General features: G+C 35.5%; 7 protein-coding genes. All 7 read right to left on the bottom strand.

Going from position 1 to position 14432, the window contains the following annotated elements:
• Window positions 1-5: 5 nt before the first annotated feature.
• Window positions 6-1727: a 5-methylcytosine-specific restriction endonuclease subunit McrB gene (locus tag A9Q68_RS01215; RefSeq protein WP_071792842.1), complete on the bottom strand. Its 1722-nt coding sequence runs from the start codon at window positions 1725-1727 to the stop codon at window positions 6-8.
• 13 nt (window positions 1728-1740) lie between these two features.
• Complete coding sequence (locus A9Q68_RS01210) at window positions 1741-2964, bottom strand: DNA cytosine methyltransferase (RefSeq protein WP_071792841.1); 1224 nt, start codon at window positions 2962-2964, stop codon at window positions 1741-1743.
• Window positions 2965-2982: 18 nt separating this feature from the next.
• Entirely contained in the window at window positions 2983-4044 is a 1062-nt protein-coding gene (locus A9Q68_RS01205; RefSeq protein ID WP_206281788.1) for a DNA cytosine methyltransferase, read from the bottom strand.
• The gene (locus A9Q68_RS01200) at window positions 4037-4267 is read right to left on the bottom strand and encodes a helix-turn-helix domain-containing protein (RefSeq protein ID WP_071792839.1); all 231 of its coding nucleotides are present in this window, start codon (window positions 4265-4267) and stop codon (window positions 4037-4039) included. Before A9Q68_RS01200 ends, A9Q68_RS01205 begins: the two co-directional genes overlap by 8 nt.
• 151 nt (window positions 4268-4418) lie before the next feature.
• On the bottom strand, window positions 4419-5078 hold the full coding sequence (locus tag A9Q68_RS01195) for a DNA-binding protein (protein WP_071792838.1): 660 nt from the start codon (window positions 5076-5078) through the stop codon (window positions 4419-4421).
• Between the two features lie 55 nt (window positions 5079-5133).
• Complete coding sequence (locus tag A9Q68_RS01190; protein ID WP_071792837.1) at window positions 5134-13455, bottom strand: helicase-related protein; 8322 nt, start codon at window positions 13453-13455, stop codon at window positions 5134-5136.
• A gap of 2 nt (window positions 13456-13457) precedes the next feature.
• The gene (locus A9Q68_RS01185; RefSeq protein WP_206281794.1) at window positions 13458-14405 is read right to left on the bottom strand and encodes a DNA cytosine methyltransferase; all 948 of its coding nucleotides are present in this window, start codon (window positions 14403-14405) and stop codon (window positions 13458-13460) included.
• Between the last annotated feature and the right edge of the window lie 27 nt (window positions 14406-14432).

The following is a 14432-nucleotide window of genomic DNA, read 5'->3' as shown; positions in this document are numbered from 1 at the left end:
TACAATTATTGTTTATCATATAAATCAATTAGTTCTTCACTAAATACATTGACTTTCTCACCAAAATCTTTATAAAGAGAAGAGAATGTTTTGTATTCTTTATTAAATATCCTATACTCATCAGAAATAACTGCCCCTTGTACATCATCCCATAAGTAATGTAATAGTTTATTTTGTATTGCAGCAAATTTTTGTTCATCATTACTATAATTATTAAATTTAATGAAGAACTGTCCAATTTGCTTATCTTCACTAAGCTCTAATTTTGTAGTTATAAGCTCGTTTAATGACATATACAATTTATTCCATTCAAATTCTTTGTCTACAAGAGTAAACACATACTCATTCATAATTGTTCCATCTGTATGAACGGGACTTACATCAACATATACAAACTCAAACCTTCTTTTAAACGCTGTATCTATTACGTTTACATTTTGATCACTTGTATTAACTGTTCCTATAATATGAAAATTCCTTGGTAAGAATATTTTTTTACCAATATTAATGCCTTTTTCATCAAAATGTTGAATTATCAAATCATTATTAATTGAGTATTCGCTAACTCCGTTCTCGTCTCTATCTAATAATTGAAAAATATCACCGAATATACTTGCAATGTTACCTCTTGACATTTCTTCAACAATTAAAAAGATTTCCTTGTCACTATATTCAAATGCCATTGCGAGTGCTTGTGAAAAAATACCCGCCTTAAAGTCATATCTGATTTCACCATTTTTTGATGTCGGCATAATATTTCCTATAAAGTTGTAATATGAATAGTCTGAATAAATGGTTGTTTTAAAAACAAATGGATTATCTTTATTCTCAATGTCCGGATAGCAGTTTCTTATTAACTTATCCACTCCATAACTTTTTCCTGTTCCAGGTGCTCCAAAGTATATATTTTGAATATTTCTGTTTAGCTTGTTACATTGAATGTCATTGTAATTCTCAAATTCAATATTTTCGACGCTTATCTGCTCATCACAATATTCAAAATAACTAGATTTTAAATCTGAAATATTGTCTTGATCATTGAAATCCCAAAACTCATCAAACATGATAATATCCAATAGTTCAGACTTATACTTACTATCATCTTTTGTGGGTACTATAAAAAATACCTTGTCAGACTTAACCTCAATAAATTTTGACCATTCAATAACGCTCAATAATTCATTAATTTGCCTATCCTGATACTTCCAAATTCTTTCACTAGTTGGAGCAATATTTGAAGGCAAATTTTTAGTCGTCCTATACTCCTCAATTTGTTTTATCAGTTGAATCCTATCAGCATCAGTTTGCAAAGCTATATTTTCATTGTAAAAAATAAAGTTTACTATTTCATCTTTTGTTAAATAAACTTCTCCAGAGTTCATTTGATAGTAAATAAAAAGTATTTTAATAATTTCACGCATCGGAGCTAATTTAATGCCATCATTAACTGCATTTTCAAAACTTTCTTTTGTCCTTGGATTTGGAAATTGAAATGTTTTAATAAAATTAAGTACAACACTTCTAACATCACCCTTAGCTGCTAGTTTTGCACTATTGCCTTTATTGATAAGGTTTAAATAAAATCCAATTGTATTAGCATTATTATTTGTAGATTTATCTTCACTAGCTGATGGAACTGAATCTGTTAAGAACATTTTTGCAAATGATGTAACTTTTTCTTCTAAATTAGATACCCTCATATCATTTGTATATAAATAATGGAACATGTTAATCTCCTCTCTATAGATTATCTAAAAACTCTTTTACAGCTTTACCTATTGCTAAAGCTAATTTGGGCGGTACAGCATTACCAATCATTTGATATACACTTCCTTGCGATCCAATAAAGTTAAAATCATCGTCAAATGATTGAAGTCGTGCTGCTTCACGTGGTGTAATACTTCTAGCTTGGGATGAATCGTAGTGGATAAATCTATTACCATCCTTATATAAATGAGCAATGATTGTCGTACTAGGCTCATCCTTTCTCAAAACATGGTATCGATGTATCGGTGATTTAGATCCAACTTTTTGTTCATATATTTTAGTAATAGCCGCAGCGTTAGTATATTTCTTTTCACCAGTCTCAATATCTTCAGCCAACATTTTGTAAATATCCATATCTCTCAAATTATGATAACGAGGTATATGCCAATTTATCCCTTCTTGATAAGTATATGCTTTTTTATTTGTTCTTTTTTCATCATCCCAGATAGGACTGATTTTAGGCAAATCATCTATTGCTTCTCCCACCGTTACCTCTTTCTGTTGATATTTAGGTAGCATAACATTATAAAAATCATCAATCTTATCATATATAGAGTCTAAAGAATCCAAATCTTTTCTAACGCCAAGTAAAATCACTCTTTTTCGCCTTTGAGGCACTCCATATTTTGAAGCATCAACAACCCCATACTTCTGTATCTTATTGCTGATTACATATCCGCTTTTTTTGAACTCTTCTTCAATTATTTCAATTATTTTTTTATCATTTGGCTTTGCACTTAATATTCCAGGGACATTTTCAAATACAAATACTTTTGGCTTATATCTTTTTACAACGGATAGATAATGTTCGAAAAGATAATTTCTATAATCGTTTCGCATTCCATTTTCGTCCCTGACTCTACCTGCAATTGAATAGGCTTGACAAGGCGGTCCACCTATAATTAGGTCTACACCATTTGATTTTTTAACATAATGATCTAGTCCCAGAGATGAGCCAAAGTTCTCATCGTTATTCCAACCGTTAAATAGTTCATCTTCTCTCTGTATATCAAAGTGTAGTACAGATTCATCCGCATTTAATATATTATATTTATTTTTTAATCTATGCCTTAGCGTATCTACTTGTGGTTTCAACCATTCAACTGACGATATGCACTCATAATCACCAGTTTGCATAAATCCATCTTCCAGTCCACCACAACCAGCGAATAAGTCTATAAATTTATATTTTCGCATACTATCATTAGCCTTTCTCTATAAATAATCCTTGAGTTTTTTGGCAATAGCATACCCCAATTTAGGTGGTACTGCATTTCCAACTTGCTTATATTGTTCGGATTTATTCCCATAAAAAATAAAATCGTCTGGGAAAGACTGTAGCCTCGCACTCTCTCTTACCGTCGGTATTCTATTATATTTGTAGTGAAAATGTGATCTATGCCCAGTATTTATAGTTAATGAAGGTTTCTTGCTATGATATCGTGTTAGTGCTTCATTATATTTATACATATTTCTATATTCTTCTGGTAAAGCTTTATAATTTTTCCCTTCTGGCACAAGAGAAATCATCTTCACTGTTTTTGCCGAATGTAGTGTTCCTATATTGTTATATAATTTAGTTGAATTTTTTCTCATCTCAGCTTGATATTTTGTTTGTGGACTACATTCATATTCCTGTATCTCATCGCCATAAATACCTTCTAAAGATGGTAAGTCTCCTATTGCATCTTCACAAGTAATAAAATTTTCTGAGGAAAGAATAGGCTCTGGAAAGGTAAACTCTTCCTTAGAATTCAATAATCCTACAAAAAAAGCTCTTTTACGTATTTGTGGAACACCATATTCAGGTGCATACAAAACTTTCACTGACATTTTATAACCAAGCTTTTCAAAATCATTAAATATTCTTTTTTTGCCAGCACCATCATAAAGTGTTAGCATTCCAGGAACATTTTCTAATACAACAGCTCTTGGCTTCATTCTTTCCGCCAATTTAACCATCGCTTTATATAACATATTTCTTTTATCATCTTCTTCTCTTTTACCAGCTAAAGAAAAGCCTTGACATGGCGGCCCACCAACTAATACATCAAGTGTATTATGTTCCCTACCAAACTCTGAAATTATGTAATTAATATTATCAAGATTAAATAAATCCAATTTTAATGCTTTAGCTTTGCCATGATTATTTTCAAAAGTTTTCAATGCACTATCGTCAAAATCAATTCCTAAAATAACATCAAAACCAGCGTCTAAAAATCCTTTGGATAGCCCACCAGCGCCTGAAAATAAATCTATAACTGTAAACTTAGACACCCGTTTTTCCTCCATCTTCAATACTTACACACTCTACAATTTCCGAAATATCACATTCCAATACATCACATATCCTTAGCAATACATCAGTAGTAACATTTTCACCGTTTTTTATTTTATAGAATGTACTTTTACTTACTTTCGCTTTTTCCATAAGCTCTGTATTTTTCATTTCTATATCAATTAACATTTTAAATAATTTTTTATAACTTAGTTTTGACATGACTAACCTCCAGTTTTGTCTTTTCACACCTCATCATATCTATTCTATTATAGCACAAAAACAGAACTAATAACAATACTTTATTCTGTTTTCTCGAACCTTTTTCTATAAAAAATAATCGGTGCAGTCCGAAGACCACACCGACAAATTCTTATCTTTCTACTTCTTGGGAAGCTTCTTTCTTTTCAGTAGGCTTTGCTTTTTCTTCCGCCTTAAATTTCTTGATTGCTCCAAGAACAGATTCTTTCTTTTCTTCCTTACTTTTCATCTGCTCTTTAGCTTTTAAGAGTTTAGATGAGAGTATTCTCACATTCGTATGCTCTTTACCATTATCATCAATGGATTTTCTCTCCTGACCGAACAGCTTTACAAAATCTCCTTGCTTAAAGTCTTTTGGAACATCACCCTTTTCTCCATAAGCCGAGCAATTCGTATAATGCTTATTACCCTCTTCGTCCTTTGACACAATGGAGAAATTAACTACCTTAAAGGCTTCTCCGTTCTTGTTTTCTCGTTCTACTACCTCGACTTCGCCTACCACATTGCCGACAATATTTACCAGATCGTTATCCTCTTTCTCAATGCTCGAATTTTCCTTAATCTGACCGCTTTCACGAAGCTCATCAATCATATAGTCAAATTCATCGTTTAATAAGCTCATGGAGTCATTCTCCATATACTCCGCATAAAGATTATCAAGTGCTTCCTTGTCGTTAATGCCTTTCTCAAAGCTGATTAGAGCCTTTGTAAAGTCCTCGTAGTTCTCGTTTGCCATCTGCTCGATGGTATTTCTCATTTCCTTGTAATTCATTATTCATACCTCCATATTTGTTGTTAAAAGTGAATAAGGGACTTAAACAAGCCCCTTATCGTTCATCGTGTTCTTTTGATTTTGTATCTTTTACTTCTTTTTCTCTTTGTTCCGACTGGAATGACTTAATCTGCCCTAAGATAGATGGCTTTTCTTCCTTTGCGTGGAGATTATCTTCCACATCGTAGGTAGTCTCAAAGTAGTCGCTGTCCCTAAAGTCATTATCATACCTGTCAGGCACTCCATCATTATCCAAATCCTTTGCAAGCGGATCATAGAAATTACCTTCATCATCAATTTCAAGTCCTAACGCCTGTCTTAATTCTTCCTCATCAACAGAAACAAATGCACTAAATTCACCGTTTTCCATTTCAAACTTCATGCAATCAAGAGCCATTTCTTCACTGCTGTTTTCTTTTACATAATCGTAATGACTTATCTCTTTGCCGTTTACAAGCTGCGTAGCCGTAAAGTCCTCAAGATTAAGTTCAAACTGTATCTCATGCTTTTCATCAGGTGTATTCGTATAGGCAATGCCTATATGCTTTAAATCAGGATATAGCGTATTAAATTCATCATATCTATGATTTTCTTCATACTCTCTGTTGCAAAAGTCAATAATAGCTCTTTTCACATCTTCCACTAATGGATTTGGATTTTCTTTTTCTTCCACCTCTCCCATATCAAGCAGCTTATTTAACTCTGCAAGTCTTAATACCTTAGTTTTCAGTTCATCCGCCTTTTCAAAAGGCTTTTTTAATTCCTCTTTTGCATTTTCAAGCTGCTCTTTGGTACTGATGAGTTTTTCTTCAAACCTCTTTACTTTTTCAGGCATTTTTTCAATGGCGTTATCAAGTCTTGTAATATTACCGTCTGCACTTGTTCCAAGCTCTCCTACCGTTTTAGAAGCACCGTTTAAGCTAAAATTATGCTCATTTGTAAAAAAGTTGTAGCTCACTTCCAAATCCATATTTCGGTACTTACCGATGCCCCTCCTCTCATTTACTTTTACTGTCTTTATGACTTCAAGCAGCTTTTCGCCTGCTTCTTTTTTATCCGTTATCTTCGCTCCGTTAATGGTTATGGATGTAAACTTGTTTTCGCCATCTCCTAATGGCTCTATGCTTGATATATCTTTTTTAACGGCTTCAATAAGTTTCTCAAGCTTTACGATTTCATCAGGATAGGTTTTTGCAACCTTATCTTCCAAGCGATAGCGATTTGACTTGTAATTGGCTTCAAGCATTTTAAGCTTCGTAACCTCATTATCCAAATCCATCTTTTCTTTGATTTTCGGATCACCTGTTGCAAGGGCTTTAATCTCCGCATAGTTAAGTGAACTTTCGTCCACATCTTCCGCAACTCTTACAGGTGTCTTACTTGTCATAATTTGAGAAATGAATTTTTGCTTGTTCTCAATGGTCTGCCAAAGGTAGGCATCAAAGGTGTTCTCGGTAATGTAACGATAGATATTAACTTCTTTATTTTCATTTCCCTGACGGACAATTCTGCCCGCACGCTGCTCAAGGTCTGCTGGTCTCCACGGCACATCCAAATCATGTATAGCAATCAGCTTGTTTTGCACATTAGTACCTGCTCCCATTTTCTGAGTCGAACCCATTAAGATACGGATTTCTCCTTTTCTTACCTTTGCAAAGAGTTCATCTTTTTGCTTATCGGAATTAGCTTCATGGATAAAGGCGATTTCTTCTTTTGGTATTCCCATTGCCACAAGCTTATCCCTCATATCATCATAGATATTAAATTCTCCGTCTCCCTTTGGTGTAGACATATCCGAGAAAAGAAGCTGTGTAGATTTTTTCTCTTTTGTCTTATCCCATATTGAAAATACATTCTTAACACAGACATTGACCTTGCTATCAGGATTATCAGGTAACAAAGGATTGATCAAACGCTGGTCTAAAGCAAGTTTCTTACCGTCATTGGTAATTTTAAGCATATTATCTTCTTCTGGCTCAACTTCCCTATTTCTGACCTTATCCGCTCTTTCAGACAAACCTTTTAATATTTCTTTCTGTTCATCACTCGGCATTGTCTTAACAACTTCATAGTGTGCTTCAGGTGTAGGAAGATTTAACATATCTGCCGTCTGAATATCTGCCACTTCCTTAAACATACTCATAAGCTCTGGAAGATTATAGAACTTGGAAAATCTTGTCTTTACTCTATATCCGGTTCCCTCAGGCGATAATTCAAATGCTGATTGTGTTTCACCAAATGTAGAAGCCCAAGAGTCGAAATGCTCCAAGCCATTTTTCTTTAAAGCATCATACTGCAAATATCTCTGCATGGTATAAAGCTCTGTCATCGAGTTACTTACAGGCGTTCCTGTGGCAAATACGATACCTTTTCCGTTTGTCACCTCGTCCATATAGCGACACTTCATAAACATATCGGAAGACTTAAAGGCTTCAGACTGCCCGATACCTGCTACATTTCTCATTTTTGTATAAAGATAAAGGTTTTTGTAGTTATGAGCTTCGTCAACTATCAGTTTATCCACGCCAAGCTCTTCAAAGGTAATGACATCATCTTTCTTGAAATCATCATTTAGTTTTTCAAGCCTTGCTTCTAACTTCTTTCTTGTTTTTTGCAGCTCTTTAACTGTGAAATTCTGATTTCTATCGTGCTTGTACTCTTCAACATAATTGATAATCTCATCAATCTGATCCTGAATGTGTTTTTGCTGATACTCCTTACTCATCGGGATTTTCTCAAACTGACTATGCCCGATTATTACCGCATCGTACTCGCCTGTTGCAATTTTTCCGATAAATCTCTTTCTATTTTTCGGCTCAAAATCTTTCTTGTCGGCCACCATGATGTTGGCTGACGGATAAAGCTGCATAAACTCTCTTCCGATTTGTCCGGTCAAATGATTAGGAACTACAAACAAGGACTTCGTACACATTCCAAGCCTTTTTGCTTCCATAGAACTTGCCACCATTTCAAAAGTTTTGCCGGCACCTACTACATGAGCAAGAAGCGAGTTTCCACCATAAAGAATTCTTGCGATAGCGTTTCTTTGATGTTCATATAGGTCAATTCCCTCTCCCATACCCTCCAAGGTTAAATTACTGCCGTCATACTCACGGTTTCGGATTGAATTGAATTTATCGTTATATACCTTTACAAGCCTGTTTCTTCTCTCATGATCGTTAAATATCCAGTTCTTAAACTCTTCTTTTAGAAGCTCCTGTTTTTGTCCTGCAAGCATCGTTTCTTTTTTATTTAAGACCGATGTTTTTGAGCCTTCAGGATTTACTATCTGGTCAAATACCTTTGTTTCCTTTAAGTTTAGAGCATCTTCAATCAGCTTATAGGCACTAACTCTACTTGTACCGTAGGTCATTTCCGCAAGGTCATTTCCTCGGTCTTTGCTTTTCCCCTCAACATTCCATTCACTTGTAAGATGGGAGAATTTAACCTTTATATCCCATCTTGCCCAGCCCGGTGTCTTTAAGGTTTCAAAGACAAATCGTTCTATATCTTTTGTCGGTATCCAGGTAGCACCAAGCCTTACATTTATCTCGCTTGCTTCCAGTTCTTTCGGCATAACCTTTTGAAGCTCTGCCTTTTGAAATTCAAGGCGGTTTAATTCACTTGCAAGCATTTCTTGTTCATCTGTATTTTCATCCAGAAGCATTCTTTGTGCTTGGCTTAGTCTTGCAATATAGCTATCCACAATACCTATCTTTTCTCTGATATTTCCGCTTAAATACTCATCTTTTGTTACATAGGCATACTTAAAGGAACTGTTCTCATCACTACAGCTAAACGGCAAATCGCCGTCTTCAAGGTCAAAGGAAATCTTCTGATTAAACCTTGTATTCTCCTCTCGGATATTTAGGAAAATTTCTCCTCTAAGCTCCGAAATGATAGTGCTTCTATCCTTATCCGTCAAACCTTGCATATATTCAAAGTCCACATAACCCTTTTCCGAAATGGAAAGCATCAAGGCTTCAAGTGAAGTATCCACATGGTCAATTACTCTTGCCTTTGTGATAGTTCGCTTGGAGAAAATATCTCCCTTTGCCTTAAAGTTATCTTCCTCATCGAGTATTTCAATGGACGATATAAGAGGGAAATTGCTATCTTCTCTTAAAGCTCTTGTGTTTGAAAGGTTATTTACAAAGCCGTGCTTTTTAGAAAAGTTATCATAGACCTCATTTAATTTTTCCTGAGAAGCCTTTATCTCTTCATCGCTGAAATCTTCCTTTTGACTTTTGATAACATCTTTTAAGGCTTCATTCAGCTTGAGATAGTCCTTAATCTTTTCTTTGTTCTTATCCGATACCTCTTTTTTAATAAAAAGCGAGTTTTCCCTGTAATACACATCGTTATTAATTACGGTATATGAGAAATTTTTGACATCGTCTGTTGCCGGAATGGAAGTTATTTCATCATCAAGAAGTTCAATCTCTTCATATTTTGTATTTTCAGATATTTCCTTGCTCGCCTTTTCAAGACTCTCTCTTAAATCGGCATTTTCTTTTGGAATACAGGAAATAGTATTTCTAAATCTCCCTGATACCTCTTCCATAGAACCCAGTACCATTTCAGGATGCTCTACAAAGTATTTGTTGTAGGTTAGCCCCTTTTCATCTTCAGCTAAATGCACCCAAGCATCATCACGTTCAAGAACGCTGTCTCTTTTCTTTAAGAAGATAATATCGCTTGTTACTTCCGTTCCTGCGACTCCCTTAAAAGTGTCGTTTGGAAGCCTGATTGCTCCTAAAAACTCAGCTCTTGCATTTATATATTTTCTGATGCTTTCATCTTTCTTATCCATCGTTCCGCTTGATGTGATAAAGGCGATAACACCGCCATTTCTAACCTTGTCGATGGATTTTGCAAAGAAATAGTCATGGATTAAGAAGTTATTTCGGTTATACTCTCTGTCATTAACCTTAAATTCTCCGAAAGGTACATTCCCGATTGCTACATCAAAGAAATTGTTGGAAAAGCTTGTTTCTTCAAAGCCTTTTACCTGTATATCGCTATTGGGATAAAGAAGCTTTCCGATACGACCGCTGACAGAGTCAAGTTCAATTCCGTAAAACTTTGACTTACTCATTTCATCCGGAAGATTTCCGATAAAGTTTCCAACTCCCATACTCGGCTCTAAGATGTTGCCGCTGTTAAAGCCCATATCTGAAAGTGTCTTATATACGCCGTCAATAACTGTTTTAGGCGTAAAAAAGGCAGTTAAGGTTGACTCCTTAGCTGCTTCGTATTCTAAAGGTGATAGATTTTCTTTTAGGAATTTTCTTGCGGTCTCCCACTGACCGCCCTTTTCTTCATCGAATACTTCAGAAAGTCCGCCCCAGCCGACATATTTTGCTAATACTTCCTGTGCTGTACTGTCAAGCTCTCTCTCGCCCTTTTCAACTCTTTTTAGCATTGAGATGGCTTCCAGGTTATTATTTAACCTTTCACTTGGTGTGAGCTTTTCAGGTAAAATCTCCTCTGTAATTTTGAAATTGGAAGCTTTCTCTTTTGGTTTATCCTCAAGTCCGAATAGTCTTTCCAAATCACTTTCAAGCCTATACGGGATAACCTCTGAGCCGGTTATCATACCACCTAAATATTCCACATTATCCTTTATGGTAATGGTCTTTAATCCACCGCCCATATCGTCAAATCTTGTTATGGTAAAGTCTTTATCTTTGTAATGGACTTCATCTCCAACAATAAGTTTCGGTCTTTCAAAACTTATCTTTTCCAAAAGCTCTTTTTCATCCGCAAAGCTTACGATTGGCATTTGACGGTTGCCTTTCCTTACAGGATCAAGCCACAAATCATTTTTGCCGATAATTTCGTTCTTGCTTACCTCGTGAATGGTATAGGCTTCGTTCTTCATATAGACTGTTCTTCCAGGAGATAAATCCAATTTAGACTCTGTAATAGCTTCTTCCTTTTCTTCGCTTAGATATTCAAAAATATTTCCTTGAACGGCTTCTTGATTTTCTAATGCAATATCACTTTCTATCGCATAATCATTTATCTTAAAAGCTTCATATTTGCCACTATCTATTAGCTTATCTACTTTTTGACTTTCCTCGAAACTGCTTCCACGATTAAGAGAGTATTCTTTTCCCTCAATAGCAACTTTTCTTCCTGTATCTTCAAGACTAATAGCAAAGCCGTCTTTTTTACTTGCAAGAATAAATTCATTTCCGACTTTAATTGCCACTTTCTCAAATTCGTTATCTGAAGCTATTTCTTTTAGACTGTCCACAAACTCGCTCATCGTTACAAAGTCGATATTTTCCTTGAAGCTTTCAATCTGCTCTATGCTCACCTCATCATTTACAAGATAACCTTTAAGCACATTAAATTTCGCAATATCAATGTCAAGGTTTTTGAGATACTGTATCTTCTCAGATGTAACTTTTGTCTCTCCTTTGTTCCAGTCGTCAATCAGCCATTTTAACTGCTCCATTTTCCAAACTGGGAGATTAGGCTCAGCAATTTCAGTGATTTCATTACCATAAAAATCATATTCTTTAATGGCACTTAAAATCTCATCCAACTGCTCCTCACTAAAATCGCTAATAAAAATATTAGTGCCTTTAAGAGCTTCTTCAAGCTTGCTTGTTGCAAGTCTGCTTACGGCTTCTCCTCTTGTAACCTCATATTCTTCCATAATAGAGCTAACTTCTTCGGCAAAGTTAGGGCTTAATTCTTTTGCGTATTCATCCGGTAATTCTTTACCTGCTGTTTTATAAACCCTTTCATTTTCAAAACTAAGCTCACTGTTAAAGACCATCTGAAGCTCTTCCTCGCTCATCTGCTTTTTAAGCTCTGTGTCTTTAAGTTCCCTAAATGTTTTCGGGAAGTCTACTAAAATGAGTCTTTGTGCATTTAACTCCTTTAACTCCTCAAGATTGAAATATCCCCATTCAGGTTCAATCCCAAGTACAAGCCCAAAAGCATCGCCACTTTCTCTGTCATACTCCGTCATATACCAGGTCCAATTACTTCTAAACGGGATAATATATGCAGCGTGTACTTCCTTATCGGCAAGGGAGATACATTCCTGCTCATAGAGCTTCGGCACTCTTTCAAGCATTTCCTCGGTCATCAGCTCATTAGGAATATCCTTAGAATAGAAAAAGGGAGCATTTTCAGCTCCCTCTTTCATCTCTCCTATGCCGTTTTCTTCTACGCTTCGACTACTTCTTTGATTATCATCTCTTTCAGGGCTGAAATCATCGCCTGATACTTCGGATCTTCCTCGCTCTCTATGTTCCAAGACTTCATCAACTTTGATTTCTCGTCCCTCATAAAGTTGATTGCTCTCTTCTGAGTTTCCATTAAGTGAGATACCAGCTTCTTCTCTTTGTAAAGGTCGATTAGCATCTGATAGTTCTCCTCGTCCTTGCTCTCTGAAAGATACTCCAGTCTCATCACTGCGTAAGTCGGATTCGGAAATTCCTCCATAAAGATCTTCTCTTCTTCCAGGCTGCTTAGGGTCTTCTCCTTGATGATTGCTACTATCTCGTCCGTATTCCCCACTTCCGAAAATTCGGTTTCTTTGCTCATCATTTTTTTCGTCATCTGATCGAATAACATTATCATTTCCTCCTAATTCATTTACTTTATTTTCATTATAATCGGCACTAAGGTTCTTTGTCAGGTCTCTATTTTTAGAAAAATTTCTTGTTCTGCTTCTTGTCTCATCGATGATTTGGCTACAAGCATTTGAAATACAAGTGCCGACACTCATTAAAGATATGCTGTCGATAGACTTAAAATTTTCTCTTAAATTATCCATCGGAAACGGATAATCAATTTGAAATCTGTTTGAAACGGCATAAGCTACCGAGTTTCTCATAAAGTTTGCAAATGAGTTTCTGTCTTCATCTGCAATTCTTAAATTGTTTGCAAGCTCGTAAATGCTCTCATCGGCATATATTCGGCTTAAAGTATAAAGATTTTCAGTTAAGCTATCACTTGCCTCATATCCTTGCAAATCAATCATGTCTTTTAATGCTTTGCCATTATTTTCTTTATCAAAAGACCATAGCTTAACTTCATTGACATTCCTGTCCATTGAAATTGTCTGGCTAACATCGAAGATATATCCGACCTTTTGAAATGCGTTACTGTCATTTAAGATTGGTATGCCCTTTTGCCCTCTCATAACAGTACGGTTAAATCGTTCTCGCCATAAATCAAAGCTTGTGCAAGCTGTGGCATTCGGATTTTTATCATAGATACTTAGCTGACTTAAAAAGTTGTATTTCTGATTGTTTCCGACAACCTTTAAGAGTTTCAGATATTCGCTTTCGCTATCTAAAACATCTATTTTTACAAGCTCCATAATATTGTAAAAATCGTTCGTTCTCATTCTTACCTCCTGTATATTTCATTCAAAATCGCTTCAAGCACATTTACCACGATGCTGTTGCCGGCTTGCTTATAAAGAATAGATGATGTTTTGCCCGGTCTTTTCAGATAAATGGCTCTTATCTTATCAAAATCTTCATCATCAAAGCCCATAAGTCTTAAACACTCCCTTTCCGTAAGATACCTGTACTTGCCATTTCCTATATCTACAAGTCCTGAGTTTGGTACTCTGACTTGCTTTGTGGAAATAGTATAGGCGTACTTATCTATGATTTTTAAGCGGCCTTTGAAGTTCTTATTTTTAGGATTGCCCGACAAGTATCTGAGCATTGACTTCTGCCTTACTTCATAAAGGTCTGAAACATCTTTTTCGAGGAAATTATCAATGCTTCTTGTTTCTGCTTTTTTAAGAGTTTCAAAATCAAAATCATTCTGTCCGAGTATGCTCACAACAAAGATACGCTTTCTATTTTGCGGAATACCGAAATCCATAGCGTTTAATATCTTGTATTTGCTCTCATATCCGAGCCTTTCCATTTCTTTTAGGTAATGAAAAAAGGAAGCTCTCATATTCTTATCGAGAACTCCCTTTACATTTTCCCAAAGGACAACCTTGGGCTTTTCTTTCATTTCTTCAATTATCCGTATCGTTTCAAATAACAGGCTGCTCCTTGTTCCACTTCCTTTTTCTCCGCCTTTTTTAAGTCCGCTACGGCTAAAATCCTGACAAGGACTGCCGTGCATTACAAAGTCTATTCTTTCATCCGGTGGATGATACTTTACTATATCCTGTGGCTTAAAATCTTCTCCATAGAGTGCGTTATAGCTTTTAACACAGTTCTTATCGACTTCCACATAATCAACTATCCTATGTGAGATTTTTTGCCTTATAAATGCCTTTCTTATAGCACCGATGCCACCGAAAAGCTCCAACACATTTATCTCTTCTATCGTAATCACCTCCAATAAAATAAGGGA

It is taken from the genome of Streptococcus bovimastitidis (assembly GCF_001885095.1).
In the GTDB taxonomy this organism is placed as follows: domain Bacteria; phylum Bacillota; class Bacilli; order Lactobacillales; family Streptococcaceae; genus Streptococcus; species Streptococcus bovimastitidis.
The sequence above is the reverse complement of the archived record's forward strand: the minus strand, read 5'-3'. Positions and strand labels throughout refer to the sequence as shown.